Source organism: Fontibacillus phaseoli (genome assembly GCF_003337355.1).
Taxonomy (GTDB): Bacteria; Bacillota; Bacilli; order Paenibacillales; family Paenibacillaceae; genus Fontibacillus; species Fontibacillus phaseoli.
This window is the reverse complement of sequence record NZ_QPJW01000001.1, coordinates 73,909-94,092: the sequence shown is the minus strand read 5'-3', so window position 1 is coordinate 94,092 and position 20,184 is coordinate 73,909. Positions and strand designations below refer to the sequence as shown.

The following is a 20,184-nucleotide window of genomic DNA, read 5'->3' as shown; positions in this document are numbered from 1 at the left end:
AAGTTATGTACCCGACTCTTAAAGTCAAACCAATTTAAAATGGATCGCCCCTTCCTTCCAATCGATCCTCCGCCTGCTCCGGTAAGCAATAAGGTGAAAATTTTCACAATTAATTGCAAAAAAAATCCCGCCAGCAACGGTTTCGATTTATGATACTGAATATCCTTTATCTATAGCTGTACCATATATCACAAGGGTGGCAACATATATCACTTTCATTATTTCGTTGTCTTTTCCAACCTGTAAGTTTCCTGATCCGGGTCGCATCCTCGTCAAAAGCCCTTACCATGATCGATGTCAATCTTCCGATATCCTGTTCGTAAATAGGTTCGAATTCGAGTTGGACATGGTCATCCATACAGCATTCCTCCTGCAATTGGTAAACATCTTCAGTAGACCATCGCCTCTACCTACGTGAAAAAACAGCCTCCGAACATTTTCGGCGGCTGTCCTTCTTTTACCTGCTATTCGTTTGATGCTGCCTATCACCTTTAATCGATGTTTCCGATGGCGATCCAGGTAATGAAGCCATAATTGATATGGCTTTCTTTAATCCTTGTTACTTCCACTATAGCCATCTCCGGCGTTTGTTCCTTCAGGGTAGCGTAATAGGCCGATTGGTTCGTCATCGCCACAATAACATATTGCGAGTTTGAGAAAGGCTGTTCGAACATGACCGTAATGTTTACGGACTGCTCATTTTTTATCAGTAAAAATGCACACATTCCGAACTGCTGCAAAGCCGGCTGCCCGGCAAGCGTCTGCACGGGTGTAGCAGCCAGATGTTCCGGTTGAACCGCTCCCGGCTGCAGATGGCGGGAACTGACCACAGCCTCGCCGAGATGCTGCTCAAGCACTGCCCCGTCAATTAGATGAAGACTGGACACGGTATTCGGCTGCAAATGATCCGGGCCTACCGCCTGATTGCCGAGCACCTCGGCATTTACTGCCCCCGATTGCAGATGTTTTCCTCCGATCGAATCCGGCCGCAGATCGGTACCGTTGATTCCGCCCTCCGGCAGCAGGCCGTCCCGCTGCAAGTCGGAGGACAGATGCCACGCTGTCACCGTATTCGGCTCGATATGGTGCGCCTGAACCGCAGCTTCTGCGAGGTGTACGGCTTCGACGGCGCCCTCGCTCAAATGTTGCGGGAGGATCACGCCGTTGCCCAAATGTTGCGGGAGGATCACGCCGTTGCCCAAATGCTGTTCGAGAACTGTGCTGTCTGCCAGGTGCTGACTGTGCACGGCTCCCGTTTGCAAATGATCCGGGCCTACCGCCTGATTGCCGAGCACCTCGGCATTTACTGCCCCCGATTGCAGATGTTTTCCTCCGATCGAATCCGGCTGCAGATCTGTACCGTTGATTCCGCCCTCCGGCAGCAGGCCGTCCCGCTGCAAGTCGGAGGACAGATGCCACGCCGTCACCGCATTCGGCTCGATATGGTGCGCCTGAACCGCAGCTTCTGCGAGGTGTACGGCTTCGACGACGCCCTCGCTCAAATGTTGCGGGAGGATCACGCCGTTGCCCAAATGCTGTTCGAGAACTGTGCTGTCTGCCAGGTGCTGACTGTGCACGGCTCCCGTTTGCAAATGATCCGGGCCTACCGCCTGATTGCCGAGCACCTCGGCATTAACGGCCCCCGATTGCAGATGTTTTCCTCCAATCGAATCCGGCTGCAGATCGGTACCGTTGATTCCGCCCTCCGGCAGCAGGCCGTCCCGCTGCAAGTCGGAGGACAGATGCCACGCTGTCACCGTATTCGGCTCGATATGATGCGCCTGCACCACGGCCTCTGCAAGATGAATAGATTCGACTGCGCCCTCGCTCAAATGCCGCGGGAGGATCACGCCGTTACCCAAATGCTGTTCGAGAACTGTGCTGTCTGCCAGGTGCTGACTGTGCACGGCTCCCGTTTGCAAATGATCCGGGCCTACCGCCTGATTGCCGAGCACTTCGGCATTAACGGCCCCCGCCTGCAGATGTCCACCGCCAATCGAACCCGATTGCAGGTCGGCCCCGTTGATTCCGTCTATCGGCAGTAAACCGCTTTGCAGCAATTCAGCCGATAAATGCGCAGCCGTTACCGCGTTGAATCCGATATGGCCGGACTCCAGCACGCCTTCGGCAAGATGACGCGCCTCGATGATGCCTTCTGCCAAATGCTGTGAATGAACCGTGCCGTGGCCTAAATGATGCTCCAGTACCGCTCCGATCGTCAAATGTTGACTATATACGCTATTCATCTGCAGATGGTCCGGGCCTACGGACTGGCGGCCCAATACCTTGGCATCCACGGAAGCTACCTGCAAATGTTTACGGCTTATCGCCCCCGGCTGTACATCGCTGCCGGTAATCCCGTTCTCCGGCAACAAACCGTCCCGCTGCAAATCGCTGGACAAATGCCACGCCGTCACCGCTTGCGGCCCGATATGGCCTGAATGTATTGCTGATTCCGCGATATTATCGTCCTTAACGGCGCCTTCCGCCAGATGCTCGGTCTGGATTATTCCAAGGCCCAGGTGCTGTTCAAGCACGGATCTCTCCGCAATATGCTGACTTTGCACGGCCCCGGCCTGCAAATGTTCCGAGCCTACGGACTCACGGCCCAGCGCCTCACCGATTACGGCTCCCGCCTGCAAATGCTCGCTTCCGATCGAACCGGGCTGCATATCTTCTCCACGGATTCCGCTCTCCGGCAACAAACCGTTCAGTTGCAGGTCCTCGGACAAATGCCACGACGTTACCGCTTGAGGTCCGATATGGTCGGAATGTATTGCCGATTCCGCGATATTGGCGCCCTCAACGGCGCCTTCCGCCAGATGCTGCGTCTGGATTACGCCGCGGCCCAAGTGCTGTTCAAGTACCGAACTCTCCGCAATATGCCGGCTTTGCACCGCTCCAGGCTGCACATGTTCCGAACGTACGGACTCGCGGCCCAACGCTTCACTGTTCACGGCGCCTGCCTGCAAATGCTCGCTTCCGATCGAACCGGGCTGCACATCTTCTCCGCTGATCCCGTTCTCCGGCAGCAAACCGTTCAGTTGCAGATCCTCGGACAAATGCCACGACGTTACTGCTTGAGGTCCGATATGCCCGAAATTTATCGCCTCTTCGGCAATATTGACGCCCTCAACAACGCCTTCCGCCAGATGCTTCGTTTGAATGATGCCCTGACCAAGATGCTGTCCGAGCACCGCCCCGTCAGTCAAATGTTGGCTTTGGAGTACCCCGGTTTGCAAATGTTCCGGGCCTACCGCTTCACGGCCCAGCGCCTCGGCGGTTACCGCTCCGGTTTGCAAATGTTTGCCGCCAATCGAACCGGGCCGCACATCTTCTCCGCCGATTCCGTTCTCCGGCAATAAACCGTCCCGCTGCAGGTCCTCGGACAAATGCCACGCCGTTACCGCATTTGGTCCGATATGGCCGGAATGTATCGCCGATTCCGCGATATTGACGCCCTCAACAATGCCTTCAGCCAGATGCTTCGTTTGAATGATGCCATGGCCCAGATGCTGTCCAAACACCGCTCCGTCAGTCAAATGCTGGCTTTGCAATACCCCGGTCTGCAAATGTTCCGGACCTACTGCCTCACGGCCCAGCGCCTCGGCGGTTACCGCTCCGTTTTGCAAATGTTTGCCGCCAATCGAACCGGGCCGCACATCTTCTCCGCCGATTCCGTTCTCCGGCAATAAACCGTCCCGCTGCAGGTTCTCGGACAAATGCCACGCCGTTACCGCATTCGGTCCGATATGACCGGAATGTATCGCCGATTCGACGATATGGGCACCTTCAACGGCGTCTTCTCCCAGATGTTTCGCCTGGATTACACCGTGGCCCAAGTGTTGTTCAAGTACCGTTCCAGTACCGATGTGCCGGCTTTGCACCGCCCCGGCCTGCAAATGTTCCGCACCTACGGACTCGCTGCCTAACGCTACAGCGTTCACCGCTCCCGCCTGTAAGTGACTGCCTCCGATCGAACCGGGCTGCACATCTTCCCCGCTGATCCCGTTCTCCGGCAGCAGACCGTCCCGCTGCAGATCGCCCGCCAAATGCCACGTGGTCACCGCGTTCGGTCCGATATGAATGGCTTGCACCGCCGCCTCCGTGAGATGCCCGCTCTCGACGGAACCTTCTGCCAAATGCTGCGGTCCGATTGCGGCGCTGCTCAAGTGCTGTCCGAGCACTGCTGCGTTGCCGATATGCCGACTTTGCACGGCTTCAGCCAGCAAATGCTCCGGACCCACGGACTGGCTGCCCAGCGCCTCAGCGCTTACGGCCCCGGCCTGCAAGTGAATCCCACCGATCGAACCGGGTTGTAGGTCCGATCCGCCGATTCCCTCTTCCGGCAGCAAGCCTTCCCGCTGCAGGTCCGTGGACAAGTGCCACGCCGTCACCGCGTTCGGTCCGATATGAATGGCTTGCACCGCCGCTTCCGTGAGATGCCCGCTCTCGACGGTGGCTTCCGCCAGATGCTGGGCGTGCACCGCGCCGCCGCCAAGGTGCTGTTCAAGCACCGCTCCGTTTGTGATATGCCGGCTTTGCACCGCCTCAGGCTGCAAATGATCACAGCCTACGGACTGACTGCCCAGCGATTCGGCGCTTACGGCATCCGCCTGCAAATGAGTGCTACCGATCGCCCCCGGCTGAATATCCGATCCGCCGATTCCTTCTTCCGGCAGCAAACCTTCCCGCTGCAGGTCGGCGGACAAATGCCAGGCAGCCACCGCGTTAGGTGCGATGTGTCCGGAATGCACGGCCGCATTCGTAATATGTCCGCCTTCAATGGCGTCTTCCGTCAGATGCTGCGCACGGATGACACTTTTGCCGACATGCTGGCTCAGCACCGCACCAGTCGTCAAGTGTTGGCTGTACACCGCGTTCGATTGCAAATGTTCCGAACCTACGGATTGGATCCCCAACACCCCGGCGTTTACGGACCCTGCCTGCAAATGCTTGCGGCCGATCGATTCCGGCTGCACATTTGCTCCGCTGATTCCCGCCTCCGGCAGCAATCCATCACGTTGCAACTCGGCGGAAAAATGCGACACCGTTACCGCATTGGGCGCGATATGACCGGATTGCACCGCCCCTTCCGCAATGTGGCCGCCCTCGATGATGGCCTTAGCCAAATGGCGGGACTGAATATTACCCGGAGATAGGTGCTGGCTCTGCACCGCTTCATCCATAAGATGATAGCATTGGACCGACTGGAGCTTCAGATGCAAAGCGCCTACCGATTCGTTTTGCAGTACCTCGCCATCGACCGCCCCTTTCAGAAAATGCTGACGGCGAATCGATCCCGCCTGAAGATCCTCTCCGCTGATCCCCGCCTCCGGCAGCAAGCCGTTATGCTGCAATTCGGGAGATAAATGAGCGACCGTTACGGCATTGATTTGAATATGGCGGGGTTCGATCACCTGGTCGGCGAGTATCCTGCCATTCACGCTGCCCGTCGCCAGATGGCGGGGCTCAATCAACTCTTCCGTGAGATGCTCGCTGCGAATCACCGCTCCGGCAAGTTGATGGCTTTGAACGGCCTGAGGCTGCAGATGGACGGCGCCCACCGATCTTTCTTTCAGGACATCGGAATCCACGATCCCCTTTTGCAAATGAGCACGCTGGATGGAAGCCGGCTGAAGATCTGCGCCGCTGATCCCTTCGCCCGGCAGCAGGCCTTCTTTTTGAAGACCGCCGGATAAATGCTCCCTTTTTACCGCGCCCGAGGTCAGATGGCGGGAATCGACGACTCCGGTCGCCAGATGAACTCCCTCCACGCTGTTTTCCCCCAAATGACGGGTCTTTACCGCGCCTGCTGCCAATTTCCCGGCCGTAACCGCTTCGCTTTGAATCGTGCGTTCCGAAACGGCTTCCGATGCGAGATGCGGTTCATGTACCGCACCCTGCTGAACCTGCTCCGTGCCGACTGCGCCGGCTGCCAGATGCCGGTTCGCGATGGCATCCTCCGCCACTCCTTCGGCTTGGATCGCCCCCGGGGCAATGTGCCAGGATTCCAAGGAACCCGGAGCGATTTTGGATGCCACAATGCTACCCTCGGCCAGCTTCGGGGCGGTAACCGCCAAATCGTTCAGCTTGTCGGTTGTGACGCTCTCCGGCGATAGTTTTAAAGAGGTAATCGCATGGTCTTGCAAATGTCTGGAAAATATCGCTCCGCTGCCTATGTGTTCCTCTTTAATCGTTCCGGCCTGAAGGAGACTGCTGTCAATGCTGTTCTCGGCCAGATGGAGCCGGAAGATCGATCCCGGCAAAATATGCCTGGAAGCAATTTGCTCCGGGCCGATGGCGGCTCCGGTTACCGCTCCGGGTGCAAGCTTGCTCTCCGTAATATTGCCGTCGGCCAGCTTGGAACCCGTAACACTTCCATTTTGAAGATGCCTTTCGGCTACCGACTCCGATGCAAGATGAGCCGATGAGATCGACGCCCCCTCAATTTTGTTGCCTGTCACCGCTCCACGTCCCAGATGGCGTTCCTGAACGGCCTCTATGGCGATTTGCTCGCCCATCACCGAGCCGGGCGACAAATGAAACGATGTTACCGATTCCTGGGCCAACTGCGGACCATGAACGGCGGATTTGGCAAGATGACGGGTCAGGACCGCTTCATCGGAGATTTTATTCGGCAAAATGCTCTGGTCGGCAATTTTGGATGAAGTAATCGCCTGATCAACCACTTGCGAAGTACCGACGGATTGGTCGGAAAGTTTCGTGGACAAAATGCTTTTATCCGCCAAATGTCTGCCATGGATTTCCCCGTTGCCGATCTGAACTTCGCCGACGCTTCCCGGCTTCAAATGGTAGGACTCCACGACACCTGGAAAGATGTGGCGGGACTGGATGACCTGATCGCCGATATGGGAGGAAGAGACAATCCCGCCCCTGAGTTGCTCGGTTCCCACGCTCGATGCGCCCAAATGTTCATTGCTGATCATGCCCGGAGCCAAATGCCGAACCGTGATGGCATTCTCGGCCAAATGTCTGCTCTCGACGGCCCCTTCCTGCAATTTCGACGCCGTAATCGCTCCATCCCGAATTTTGGAAGCCGTTACGGAGGCTTCTCCCAGCTTCGAAGTATCTACGGCTCCGTTTTCCATATGAATGGAACGGATTGCGGCGCTGCGGATTTTCTCCGGAGTTACGGCCTGATCCTGGATCAGATCCGTAGTCACGATCCACTCGCTCAGATGGCGACTCTCGATTGAGTTGTCCGCAAGCTTGCCGCCGTCAATGATCCCGTCTGCAAGCTTATCCCCGGTGACGCTGCCGTCTTCCAGCTTGCTGCCTCCGATCGACCGGTCGCGGATATTTCTCCCTTCCACGGCTCCGTCAATCAGATGGTCGCCCCGAATCGACAACGGGGCTACTTTGGAAGCGACGACGGCACCATCGGCCAGCTTGCTTCCAAGCACCGCATAGTCGGCCAGCCATGCCGAGCCGATCGTCCCGAATTTGATTTTGCCGGAATCGATAGTATACGGTGCGATTTTATCGCCCGTGACCGATGCATCCGTCAAATCGTCGGTGTAGATGATGCCCCCTTGAGTTTCCGGAGACTGCTTCTCCTCCAGCAGCGTCTCCAGTTCCTTTACATGATCCTTTTTCGAAAAAACCGGTACAGGAGCCTCTTCAATAATAATGACCGGCTCTTTTTTCACCTCCTGTTTTATCTCAGGTTTTACCACGGGCATTACCTCGAAAGGCTCCTCCTCCTCCACCTCTTCCACGTTCGTAACTTCCAAGACAGGAAGAGACTGATGAATTTTCATCTCTCTGGCCAGATCACTTCTGATACCGGAATTCCCTTCCTCCAGCATAGTCAACTCGTTTATTTCCGGATTATCCACATAGTAGAGCGACTTTCTCGCTCTGCTGGGTTTCGTGGTTCTGATTTTCTTTTTCAGAGCCGTCCTCTCCTTTGCCACAAGATGATCGTCTTAGGCATCATATGCGGAATTTTGGGCCCTTGTCACAGCTTCGCTTCCCAGCGCGATCAAAAAGCAGAAAAGTTTCTTTGCAATTCTTCCATTATCCCGCCGGCAAAGCGGGTCAACAACAATTAGTCTATAAACAGCAAAAGGCTCCTGCATGGATACAGTACGAGAACTTGACTAACTAGCCGCCATTCGAGGCCCGTCTTGCTGTCCACTGCCCCACTGTTCAGGTCCGTTGGTCCGTTCCTCATCTGTTAAAGTTAATATGAATGTTTTCTCTCGCTACACACGGCCCATTGCTCCAGATCCCACTACCAGAGTCCGCTCCAGGTCCTCAGAGAATTTAACTGGAAAACATGTAGGTAATTCTCGCAATTGGCCGATTCCGACTCCATTAACTGGAGAATCTCCAGCTAATTAACGGATTGAAGCTGAAATCGGGCCAATTGGTCTAATTTAACTGGAGGTTTTGCAGTTATTCTCCCAAAACCAGCCGCAATCAGAAAAATAACTGTAAGAAATCCAGTTGATTGCCACAAGGAACTCTCTCGCACGCACCACACTCCTACACCTACGCCTACCCCACCCCCTCCAAAAGCACAGATACATTCCCCATAAACCTCATAAAAAAGACCGTCCCTATCGCTGCTGCTAAAAACAGCGATGGACCGGCCTTTTCCCGTTCAAATGTTTACTGCTCTCTTACCCACACGCTCATTTCGCCTTCTCCGCGATTCGCCCAGGCGTAGTAAGGGATGAACTTGACGGTGTCGTTCTTCATTCCCGGCGCCGGTTCCGAGCTATACAGTCCGCCGGGCCATTCCTCGTCCCGCAGCCGAAGCGCTTCGGCCTCGATGGATACGATACCGCCGAGAAGGCTGTCTTCCTTTCCGGCCCTGAATTCCGCATCCCGCGGCAATACGATCTCGTGCAAATGTGGTCCGTTATCCGCCTGTTCCAGGCAGTAAACGAGCGGTCCCCTTTGCAGCGCAACCTTCCCGGCATTCGCGCGGACCAGTGGATGGCTGTATATTCGCGTGACCGGCATCTCAACTCGCAGCTCAAGAATGTCGCCCGGCTGCCATGCCCGCTCAATACGGGCATAGCCGTTGATCATAGTCTGATCGTTCAGCGGATAGCCCGCCCCGTTTACCGTCAGCGATGCCTCTTTGCACCAACCCGGAATGCGCACCGCCAAACCAAAAGCTTCCCCGGCTTCCGCCCGGATCACTTCCAGCTTGATCTTGCCGTCCCACGGATAGTTTGAAGTTTGCTTCAGTGTAACTTTGTTTCCTGCAACCTCAAGCGCCGCTTCCCCGCCGATATATAAATGCGTGTACAAGGTGTTCCCTTGCACCGTGTAAATATATTCGCCCAAGGAAGCCAGCAGGCGGGCCACGTTAGGCGGACAACAGGCGCAGCCGAACCATTCCTGGCGCACCGGCTTGATATGGTCGTACTTGCGGTTCGCTCCGCCGCAAGCCTTCGGATCGACCTCCAGCGGATTTACATAGAAGAAATGCTTGCCGTCGCGAGACATGCCGCCAACCACCGTATTGTACAATGCTCTTTCCATCACGTCGGCAAATTGGGACTCCGGCGCGATCCGCAGCATCCGCTGGGCAAAGAAGATCAGTCCGATCGAAGCGCAAGTCTCCGCATACACCGTATCGTTCGGCAGATCGTAATCGAACGAAAAGGCTTCTCCCTGCGGCATGGAGCCTACACCGCCCGTAATGTACATTTGCCGGGATACGATGTTATCCCATAGCTTCCGGCAGGCGGCAAGCAGGGATTTATCCCCCGTTTCGGCCGCTACGTCCGCCATCCCGGTCAGCATATAGAGCAGGCGAACCGCATGGCCGATGGCCTTCTCCTGCTCCCTCACCGGCAGATGCGACTGGTTATATTCCAAGTCGACCGCTTCATTACCTGACGGCCAATGGGTTTTCCCGCCGCGTTCATCCAACTGGATCTGATAAAAACTCGGCTTTTGCCCCCGTTGATCCACAAAATAACGGCCGAGCCGCAAATAGCGTTCATTCCCCGTCGCCTGATACAACTTCACGAGCGCCAGCTCGATCTCCTGGTGTCCGTCATAACCCGCCAGTTTCCCCGGCTCGGTTCCGAAGACGGAGTCGATATGATCCGCGAACCGGCTGACGACGTCAAGCAGCTTTCTTTTTCCCGTAGCTTGGAAATAGGCTACTCCCGCTTCGATCATATGGCCCGCGCAATAAAGTTCATGGCATTCCGCCAGATTGGTCCACTTCTGACCCGGTTCTTTTACCGTAAAATATGTGTTCAAATATCCGTCATCCTGCTGGGCCAGTGCAATAATATCGATCAGTCCGTCCGCAATTTCCTCCAAGGCCGGATCACGCTTCGCCTCTAACAGATAGGCCACCGCCTCGAGCCATTTGGCAATATCGCTATCCTGAAACACCATGCCGTAAAAATCGCCCTGTTCCAGACCTGCCGCAATTTTAAAATTGCGAACGGCTCCACTCGGCTCCGCACTGCCTACCCGGTCATTAAGCGCTTCCCATTGATAAGGGACGACCACATCGCGTACCAGTTGAATATAATAATTCCAGAATTCATCCTGAATCTGAACTTGATTTAAAGGCACTCTTGCAGAGTGAACCATTTTATCCGTTCCCGTTCCGTACATAATTGAAGAGCCCTCCCTTTTTGAAATATCATACTGACAAGATTTATTCTAGCTTATGTATATAATAAATAATATAATTGTAACCAACCTAATATTTATAATATTTCACACAAAAAAATGAGGGAAACTATATGATCAAAGCCACCGAAATTGTCCACATCCCTGCACCGCCGGCTCCATATTTCCTGGATTGCGGCTATGCCGTTTATAACGCCGGGGATCAGCATCCAAACCGTAATAACATCGGCATATTCGATTTGCTGTTTATCGAGAGAGGCACTTTGTTTATTGGAGAGGAACAACGTCAGTGGGAACTGAAGGCCGGCCAATCGCTGTTACTGCTGCCGGACCGGTACCATTACGCCGTCAAACCCTGCGAGGACCGGTGCACGTTTTACTGGCTCCATTTTCATACCATCTGTTCCTGGCAGGAGACCTTATCCGAAACCCCCGCTACCCTTCCGACGGAAGAACACTCCAGATTCTTCAAAACAGCTCCGTATTCTATCCAATTGCCAAAAATGTGGAATCTGCCCTATCCCGGCCAGACCTACCAGTTGATGGACCGGTTGCTCCAGTATTCTGCCGAACGGCAATCCAGCGCCTACTGGTTGCAGCAGCAGACTTTCGAAGAATTGCTCAGGATGATGGACCTGCGTCAACTGGAACAGTACGCTTCTCCGGTCGTTACCTTGGCGGAACAGGCGGAAGCATACATCAAGAACAATTACCGCTCCGAACTGACGAGCCAAAGTTTCTCGGAGGCGCTTCATTTTCATTACAACTACATTACCCGATGCATGAAGCAGGTCTACGGCATGACGCCTAACGACTATTTGCTTCACCATCGCCTTGAACAGGCCAAGCTGCTGCTGCTCAAAACCGAATGGCCGATTTCGGAAATCGCCAAGGAGGTCGGCTTCAGAAACGCTCCCTATTTCTCTAACCGGTTCACCTTGAAAAACGGCTGCTCTCCCCAGCAGTTCCGCAAGCAATATTCGAAATAAAATAAAAAGCTGCTTCTTCCGCCAAAGGATGGGGGTAAGAAACAGCTCGCAATCCGACCGTTATTCAGCGGTATACGTTCATGGGCTGATGGAACGGGACTTCCTGATACATCTGCCCCATAGTCTGCAGGGTTTGATCCGGGGCCTTAGCCACCATGTACCAACCTTTGCGAACCATGTAATTCCATACTTCAAAGGCTTGATGGGAGCACATCCGGAATGCATCCTCCAAAAATACCCGTAATTGGACCGTCGAACACTCAAATGTAGCCCATGCATACTCCCGGCCCGCTCTCTTTAAGGTAAGCAAGTACGAGGTTGCGATGCCACGGTCGTCAAGCTGATTCAGCTTGACCTGCGGCTGAATCGGTATATTACCAGCAGTTACGCTTGCTGTTGCAGGCGTCATCGGATTCACGGTGAGCTTAGGCACATCCAATTGATCTTGGGAGCCTTGCATTTTTGATGCAAACTCCACTTTCATATTGTAATCCTGGATATGCACGGCATAGTGGCGGGAAATCATATCCCGCAGTTCAGGATCCTGGGCCTGGTTCAAAAATAGCGCCATACTTTGGATGGAGTTCGTGCAACTCAGCAGCAGTTCGCTTAATTCATACGCTTCGTGGGCACCTAATATCAAAATTATCCTTCCTTTCGAATAAAAGAATCGGGATTTTCCCCATCTTATTTTCCCATCCTCCGCATTTCTTATCCCGATAACCTTCATAAACAAAAAAAGGGAACCCCGTATCCACGGAATCCCCTACTTTTCAATAAAAATCCATCATCATCCGGTTTTGCCCAGCTTGGTAATCGTTTTCTGCTTGAGCGATGCTTCGCCCTCTATTGCCTTCTCTTCATATTCAAAATTCACGGCATCGTCGGGGTTCAACCCGTCCGCTGTTCCTTGAACACTTTCACTCAATTGAAAAGATTCCGGTACCCCGTTCATCATGATTTCAGCGGAATGACTGTCCTCGAGTCCCACCCAGGTTCCTGTTCCTTGTTTCGTTTTCGAGGTATTTTCGGAATCCGGCTGATTCGTTCCCGTGTTGCCCGTACCCGTGTCATTCTGGTTGTTTGGCGAGGACGGATTTGCCGCGTTTCCGTCGTTCTCGGTATTTCCGGTATTTCCGGTATTTTCAGTATTACCGGCATTTCCGGCGTTACCGTTGTTTCCAGCGTTATCGGCGTTTCCGCCACAAGCTGTAAGCGCGAGTGTCAGAACTGCTACTGCTGCACATGTTAGTAATTTTTTATGTCTAGTCATAAGTAACACCTCCATAATAAAGAACGAAGGACCGTCCGGAAAAGTTACAGGTTTAATCATAGTAGCCTGCGTTATCCTCCATAAGCGTTTCGGCCTTCACTGTTACTATGGATTAACCGTTGGCATGGATCATAAAACAAAACCGCCTGCTAGTATAAAATCTGCTAGTCAGGCGGCCCTCTTTTTCACAAAATATAACATTTCTATTGCTTCTATTCGGCTACCTCTCCGGTATCCTCCGATTCCTTGCGCGCCGCGGACATAAACAAAATGATCAATAGAAATGCGATTAGCGCCATAAACGGAATGGTAATGAAGCCCCACCAGTTCAGATAATCGAAATTGCACGGAATCCCCACTTTACATGGAAGCAGCTTGGACATAGCCGGAATTTTTTGCTCGGCATAGTGGTACAAGGAAATGCAACCGCCGATCACACTGAGAGGAATGGCATAGATGGCTGCCGAACGGTCATTGCGGTAAGCGGCGATCCCCAAAACTATGACCTGAGGATACATGAAAATCCGCTGAAACCAGCACAATCTGCACGGTTCATAATGCAGTACTTCGCTCAAATACAGGCTGCCCGCAGTAGCTATAAGCGAGACCAGCCAGGCGAGATAAATGCCGTAATTCCTAAAAAATGATCGCATCCGCCCATTCCCCCTACTAAATTACTTACTTAACGCTTCATCGATGGCTCGCTTGAACTCATCGTAGTTTCCAAGATTCCCTGTAAACTCTATGCCGTTAATATAGAAGGTAGGTGTGCTGTCGATATTGAGCTTACCGGCTTTGCCGTACTGCTCGTCCACTTCGTTTTGATACGTTTTATTTTCGATGTCTTTCTGAAGCAAGTCATAGTCGACCGGAAGATTGATTTCTTTCGCCAGCCCGACCAAAAAATCAACCGTAGCCCATTGGGTCTTTTCCTCGCCTTGATTCTCATAAATAGCGTCAAAATAAGTCCAGTATGCCTCTTTGTTCTGGTGATAAACGGATTGCACAGCTAGCGCCGCCGTCGATGAATCCGGTCCGATAAACGGCAGGTTCATGAAATGAAAGGCGACGTCACCCTGCTCTATATAATCGCTGACTAACTGAGTTTTGATAGTATCATTCGCTATTTTACAAGCCGGACATTTGAAATCTCCGAATTCCACGATTTTAACCGGTGCATCGCTTTGGCCGAGCACGGGCAGATTATCGTAGTCAAAAGATGCAGCCTTTACGACAGGCTTCGGATCCAATGACAATACAACAGCGATGAGAACGAGCAAAACTCCCACCGTCGAGAACCAGATCAGCCGTCTTTTCCGCTGTTGTTGCAACTTCTTTTCCGCTTCCGCTTTTCGCTGCGCCAAGGCGTTTCCTTGCTTTTTCGGTGGCAATACAACCCCTTCTTTCTTCATTTAGAATAATTCCAATGTTTGATCCTGCAACCATTCTAGTTACAAAATCACTTTTCGTCAAGCTGAGAGGAAAAGTGAGGAAAATGCAAATTTTCACTGTACTAAAAACAAAAAAAGATGGCCATGCGGCCACCTTTTCCATTCGTGTCTTATGCGTCATTTCCGTCCGCCGTACCTGTGTCACCTGCATCCGACTCGCCGGCCGTTTCCTCCGATTCAGCACCCGTGCCGGTATCCACTTCCTCATCAACCACCCGCGGCAGCACAATCGATGCCAGCAGTTCCTCTTCCGAGCCAATGAGCGTAACGCCTTTCGGCAGGGTTACATCCGCCGCCGTTAATTTGTCGCCCGTGCCGAGCTCCGTCACATCGACTTCGATGCCGGCCGGCAAATTGTCCGGCAATCCTTCCACTTCCAGTTCCGTAGCCTGAACTTGCAGGATGCCTCCTGCCTTCGTTCCCTTGGCCGTTCCGCTTAAATGCAGCGGCACCTTGACGCGAATCGGTTTATTTTTGGACACTTTCTGGAAATCCACGTGGACGACGACTCCGCTCCGTTGCTGAATATCTTTAATCAATGCCGGGAAGGTCTCCCCACCCTCGATCCTCAGATCAAAAAACTCGGACCGTCCCGTGCGCGATACTTTCGCCAATTCTTTGGCATCGACATGAATCGGCAAGCTTTCCGCCTGGGCTCCATATATGACCGCCGGAATCCGTCCGCCTTGTCTCAGAAGCCGCAGCGACGCCCGGGTAAATTCTTCCCTCCGTGAAGCATCCAATTGTTGGGTTTGGTGGTTCGTTGCCATAATGCATCTACCTCCTGAAATTTATGCCATATGACTATCTTACCCAAATCAGGCTGTTCCTTAACGGCGAGGGACATAAAAAGAGGACATAGCCTTCGATTCCCATAGTCAGGTGAGAGTGGAAGAAGAACCGGAGTAGCAAGCGGTACACGCTAGCAGATACGGATGGATGCGTTAGGAGCTCGACGGGGCCGACGGATACCGGATCACGATTCGACGAAGCTGATTAGTTACTGGTCAGTTGCGGGTTAATTACGGGTTAATTACGGATTAGTTACGAGTTAGCTACGAGTTAGTTAATGATCAGTTACTAAATCAGTTACCGGATTGACTCCGAATGTTACTAACCGTTGCGCGTAAAGTTCGGGTGAATGTTCGACAATTGCTTTAAACGGATGTGGAGGGGTGAGACTGGCATCAATAAGGGCTCTGAGGATGATAGGCAATACTGAATGCTCAGTAATGGTGAATGCTAGAGTGCGTTGAAACTTTAACGGACATAGGAGACCTTAACTAACCGTTTTTTTGGCCTCCTCGCAATCTAACGGACACAGGAGACCTTAATCTCCTAAAATGGGCTCATTTCGTTGAAATTTCGCGGGAATAAGCGCTCTGGTGTCCGTTAGAATTCCCCCCCCCATTTTCGGGAGGGTTAACGTCTCTCATGTCCGTTAGAAAATAAAGCCGCAGGTTCATGAGCCAGGGAGCAGATTGCCTAGACAGCAGACTGCATAGATAGCAGATTCCATTAACAGCAGACAGTATGGACATCCAACAAATAAAAAACCGGTGCCCAAAGGCACCGGTTGAATAGATGAAACCCAAAATGCTGGAAAAGAAAAGTTCAAAATGGTTGCAGACCGAAGAACAACAAACGGTCACCCGTAAACTTGCTTAATGTCCGATTCCCCGGACAAGCTGCACGACCTCTTCAGCCGTCTGCTTTTGCAGGGCCAGATCCGCCAGATCCTTCATCTCCGCTTTGGACAGCTTGGAGATTTGCGAACGAGCCGGAAGGATCGAGGTTGCGCTCATGCTGAATTCATCGAGTCCCAATCCGAGCAGCAACGGAATCGCCGTGGCGTCGCCCGCCATCTCCCCGCACATGCCGGCCCAACGGCCTTCCTTGTGAGCGGCGTCGATGACCATTTTAACCAGGCGCAAAATCGCCGGATTGTACGGCTGATACAGATAAGATACGCGCTCGTTCATCCGATCCGCAGCCATCGTATATTGAATGAGATCGTTCGTGCCGATACTGAAGAAATCGACCTCTTTGGCGAACTGATCCGCCAGCACGGCGGTCGAAGGAATCTCGACCATAATGCCGAGCTGAATGGAGCCGGATACGGCAATGCCTTCCGAAACCAGCTTCTCCTTCTCTTCCAGCAGAAGCACCTTGGCCTGCCGGAATTCATCCAGCGTTGCGATCATCGGGAACATGATCCGCAGGTTCCCGTACGTGCTCGCCCGCAACAAGGCGCGCAACTGGGTGCGGAAAATATCAGTCCGCTCCAGGCAAAGCCGAACGGCGCGGAAGCCGAGGAACGGGTTCATTTCCTTCGGAAGATCGAGATAAGGGAGCTCCTTGTCCCCGCCGATATCCAAAGTTCTGACGACGACCGGCTTGCCTTCCATCTTTTCCAGTACTGTTTTATAAGCGTTAAACTGGACTTCTTCAGAAGGCAATTCGCTCCGACCCATGTACAAGAACTCGGTGCGGTACAGACCGACGCCCTCGCCGCCATTCTCCAACACGCCCGTAACATCGTTCGGGGTCCCGATATTGGCCGCGAGCTCAACATGTACCCCGTCCTCCGAAACGGTCGGGATCTCACGCAGCTTTTTCCATTCTTCGATTTGGCGAAGATGGTTATCGCGCTTAGTCTTATACTCCTCAAGCACCTCCGGGGCCGGGTTTACGATCACGACGCCGTCCAGCCCGTCGACGATAATCATGTCGCCAGAGTTGACTTGAGCCAGTACATCTTTCGTTCCTACGACAGCCGGAATTTCAAGGGATCGCGCCATAATAGCCGAATGCGAAGTTCTGCCTCCGATATTCGTAGTAAATCCCTTCACGTATTTCCGGTTGAGCTGAGCCGTATCCGAAGGAGTCAAATCTTCGGCAATGACGATCACTTCTTCGCTGATCTCTGCAGGATTCACATAGGAAAGTCCGAGCAGATGCGTCAGCACCCGCTTGGTAACGTCGCGCATATCCGCCGCGCGCTCACGAAGATACGCGCTTTTCATATTCTCAAACATGCTGATAAATTGCTTGGATGTTTCATCCAACGCATATTCAGCGCTCACTTTTTCCGCCGTAATTTTATCGCGAACCGGAGTCAACAGCTCCGGATCATTCAAAATCAACAGATGAGATTCGAAAATCTCCGCTTTTTTCTCGCCCAGTTCTTGAAGCGTGCGCTCTTTAATCGCTTCAAGCTCCCGTTGGGATGTTGCCAGGGCTTCCTCCAAACGGGCAAGCTCGGCAGCCGGATCATCACCATTTTGACGTTTCACTGTATAGTCAGGATGCTCCAATTTGAAAGCAGCGGCAATCGCAACCCCGGCCGATGCGGCAATGCCGTCTATCTTAAGCATTCACTTCGCCTAACCCTTCGTTAATCATCACATCCGTGAGCGCTTGAAGGGCTTCCGCAGCATTTTCACCCTCTACTAATAAAGTGATCGAATCCCCTTTTTCCAAACCGAGAGAAAGAACGCCCAAAATCGATTTCAGCGTTACTTTTTTACCGTTGGCTTCCGCAAAAGCTTCCGCCTCTTTAAATTTATTAGCGGTGTTTACCAATGCCGTTGCAGGGCGTGCGTGAATACCGTCTTCGTCTGTAATTCTGAAGTTTTTTTCCATTGTGTATACATCTCGCTTTCTTATTATGAGTTCTCCCTTTATTTTAAGGGATCGTAACCACCAAATCCAACTTTTGCCTTCGCTATAGTGTCTTAGCGGATCGTTATGATATTCTCTTCGCCCTTTTTCAAAGCACCGGATTTCTTCAGAGTTACCTCCGAACCTTCCGGCAGATTGGAGAAGATGATCGGCGATATAATGGAAGGGGCGTGCTCTTTCACATATTCGAGATCCACTTCCATGATCGGCTGTCCTGCGGAAACCAGGTCTCCCTCATTCACAAGAACGTTGAAGCCTTGCCCTTTCAGCTTAACGGTGTTTACCCCGATATGCACGAGCACTTCCTTGCCTCCGTCGGACATGATTCCCACAGCATGCTTACTAGGGAATACATTGAATACTTTACCGTAAACCGGAGAGCAGATCGTGCCGTCATGCGGAAGAACCGCGAAACCATCACCAGTCATCTTTTCGGAAAATACCGGATCAGGTACTTTAGTGATGTCCATCAGTTCGCCGTTCACCGGCATTACGATATCCTCCTGGATGACCGCATCGCCGTCCTGGGCTGCCTGCTGTTCCACCGCCACAGGTTTTTGTTCCGCTGCCGGAGCGTCAGGCTTCGTCGGGATCGCCGGCGTTTTACCGCTCATAATATCCGCAATCTGTGATTTGATGGTGTCCGATCTTGTACCGAAAATAGCCTGAATGTTGTTGCCTACTTCCAAAACGCCGGAAGCTCCAAGTTTTTTGAGCCGGTCCTTATCGACATTTCCTTTGTCCTTGACTTCGACCCGCAAACGGGTAATGCAAGCGTCCAAATGGGCGATATTGATTCCTCCGCCAAGCGCGGACAGAATGTTGTGCGGAAGTTCATCCTGCGTAACGGCTTTTCCTTGATTCGTACCGCTCTCCTCTGTTGCCGCGGCGTCCTCGCGACCCGGCGTCCTCAGATTGAATTTGCGGATCACGAACCTGAATCCGAAATAGTAGATCACGGCGAGAATTAATCCGACGATGATCACATACCACCAAGGGGTGCGTCCCGGTATAACCCCAAAGATCAGATAATCGATCAATCCGCCGGAAAAAGTCATTCCGATTTTCACGCCGAGGATGTGCATGGTCATGAAAGACAGACCTGCAAATACGCAATGCACCGCAAAAAGTATCGGAGCCACGAACAGGAACGAGAATTCCAACGGTTCGGTGATCCCTGTCAAAAACGATGTCAGGGCCGCGGAACCCATGATACCCGCAACATACTTTTTGTGCTCGGGTCTTGCTTCATGATAAATGGCAAGCGCAGCGGCCGGTAAGCCGAACATCATGAACGGGAATTTCCCTGTCATGAACGTACCTGCCGTAAACGGTTCGCCATCGCGCAATTGCGCCATGAATATCTGCTGGTCGCCTCGGATAAGCTGCCCTGCATGGTTTACATATTCCCCAAATTCAAACCAGAACGGGGAATAGAAAATATGATGCAATCCGAACGGAATCAGGGCACGTTCCACAATCCCGAAAATGAACGCGGACAGCGTCCGGTTCTGCTCCAGCATAAAATGCGACGCAGAATTCAATCCGGACTGAATCGGCGGCCAAATAATAACCATGATCAAGCCCAGAATGACGGATGTCGCAGCCGTCATAATCGGTACAAACCGTTTACCCGCAAAAAAACCGAGGTAGGAAGGCAGTTCGATTTTGAAGAAGCGGTTGTACATGCTTGCCGCCAAAATCCCGACAATAATACCTCCAAACACACCGGTAGCGAGCGTCGGAATCCCCAGCACGTTCGAATACGCGGGATCGGTCCCGATCATGGACGGTACGACGCCGATCACCGAGCCCATCGTTACATTCATAACGAGGTAGCCGATGATCGCAGCCAATCCGGCTACGCCTTCACCGCCGGCCAGTCCCACCGCTACGCCAACCGCAAACAACAGCGCAAGGTTCGTAAATACGATTTGCCCCGCGTTCATCATTACAGTAGCAATGGCGTGTACTGTATGGTTATCCAGAGCTGGCACGAGATCCAGGAACTCCGGACTAACCAGCATATTCCCTATCCCAAGAAGCAGACCGGCAGCTGGCAGCAGAGCAACTGGAAGCATAAGCGCCTTCCCGACTCTTTGTAAAACGCCGAATAACCTCTTAAACATATACATCCTCCTACGCA

The 20,184-nt window shown here is 52.7% G+C and carries 11 protein-coding genes; 1 reads left to right on the top strand and 10 read right to left on the bottom strand.

The genetic code is table 11. The annotated features are described in order from the left end of the window. Nucleotides 1–491: 491 nt before the first annotated feature. Nucleotides 492–7,940 carry a WIAG-tail domain gene (locus tag DFP94_RS00435; protein WP_114494491.1) on the bottom strand — a complete coding sequence of 2,483 codons (7,449 nt, stop codon included), beginning with the start codon at nt 7,938–7,940 and terminating at the stop codon, nt 492–494. Nucleotides 7,941–8,640: 700 nt separating this feature from the next. Continuing rightward, nucleotides 8,641–10,623, bottom strand: a complete 1,983-nt coding sequence (locus DFP94_RS00430; protein ID WP_245954398.1) for a glycoside hydrolase family 127 protein — start codon at nt 10,621–10,623, stop codon at nt 8,641–8,643. Between the two features lie 131 nt (nt 10,624–10,754). Here DFP94_RS00430 and DFP94_RS00425 point away from each other — a divergent pair, with 131 nt between their 5' ends. Continuing rightward, complete coding sequence (locus DFP94_RS00425) at nt 10,755–11,630, top strand: helix-turn-helix domain-containing protein (RefSeq protein WP_114494490.1); 876 nt, start codon at nt 10,755–10,757, stop codon at nt 11,628–11,630. Between the two features lie 64 nt (nt 11,631–11,694). Here the strand turns inward: DFP94_RS00425 and DFP94_RS00420 are convergent, their stop codons facing one another. The 8 genes from DFP94_RS00420 to ptsG all read right to left on the bottom strand — a co-directional run bounded on the left by DFP94_RS00420 (nt 11,695) and on the right by ptsG (nt 20,167). Next, nucleotides 11,695–12,273: a spore coat protein gene (locus DFP94_RS00420; protein WP_181872979.1), complete on the bottom strand. Its 579-nt coding sequence runs from the start codon at nt 12,271–12,273 to the stop codon at nt 11,695–11,697. 147 nt (nt 12,274–12,420) lie between these two features. Then, nucleotides 12,421–12,903: a hypothetical protein gene (locus tag DFP94_RS00415; protein ID WP_147273821.1), complete on the bottom strand. Its 483-nt coding sequence runs from the start codon at nt 12,901–12,903 to the stop codon at nt 12,421–12,423. Nucleotides 12,904–13,115: 212 nt separating this feature from the next. Then, a complete protein-coding gene (locus DFP94_RS00410; protein ID WP_114494487.1) occupies nt 13,116–13,556 on the bottom strand; it encodes a disulfide oxidoreductase in 441 nt (146 codons plus the stop codon). Nucleotides 13,557–13,577: 21 nt separating this feature from the next. Continuing rightward, on the bottom strand, nt 13,578–14,294 hold the full coding sequence (locus DFP94_RS00405; RefSeq protein WP_114495711.1) for a DsbA family protein: 717 nt from the start codon (nt 14,292–14,294) through the stop codon (nt 13,578–13,580). A 170-nt stretch (nt 14,295–14,464) separates the two neighbouring features. Beyond that, nucleotides 14,465–15,124: a 50S ribosomal protein L25 gene (locus DFP94_RS00400; RefSeq protein WP_114494486.1), complete on the bottom strand. Its 660-nt coding sequence runs from the start codon at nt 15,122–15,124 to the stop codon at nt 14,465–14,467. An 894-nt stretch (nt 15,125–16,018) separates the two neighbouring features. Further along, nucleotides 16,019–17,731, bottom strand: coding sequence for a phosphoenolpyruvate--protein phosphotransferase (gene ptsP / locus DFP94_RS00395; RefSeq protein ID WP_114494485.1), 1,713 nt, complete (start codon nt 17,729–17,731; stop codon nt 16,019–16,021). After that, nucleotides 17,724–17,999, bottom strand: coding sequence for an HPr family phosphocarrier protein (locus DFP94_RS00390; protein ID WP_114494484.1), 276 nt, complete (start codon nt 17,997–17,999; stop codon nt 17,724–17,726). Before DFP94_RS00390 ends, ptsP begins: the two co-directional genes overlap by 8 nt. Before the next feature lie 92 nt (nt 18,000–18,091). Continuing rightward, nucleotides 18,092–20,167, bottom strand: a complete 2,076-nt coding sequence (gene ptsG, locus DFP94_RS00385; protein ID WP_114494483.1) for a glucose-specific PTS transporter subunit IIBC — start codon at nt 20,165–20,167, stop codon at nt 18,092–18,094. Between the last annotated feature and the right edge of the window lie 17 nt (nt 20,168–20,184).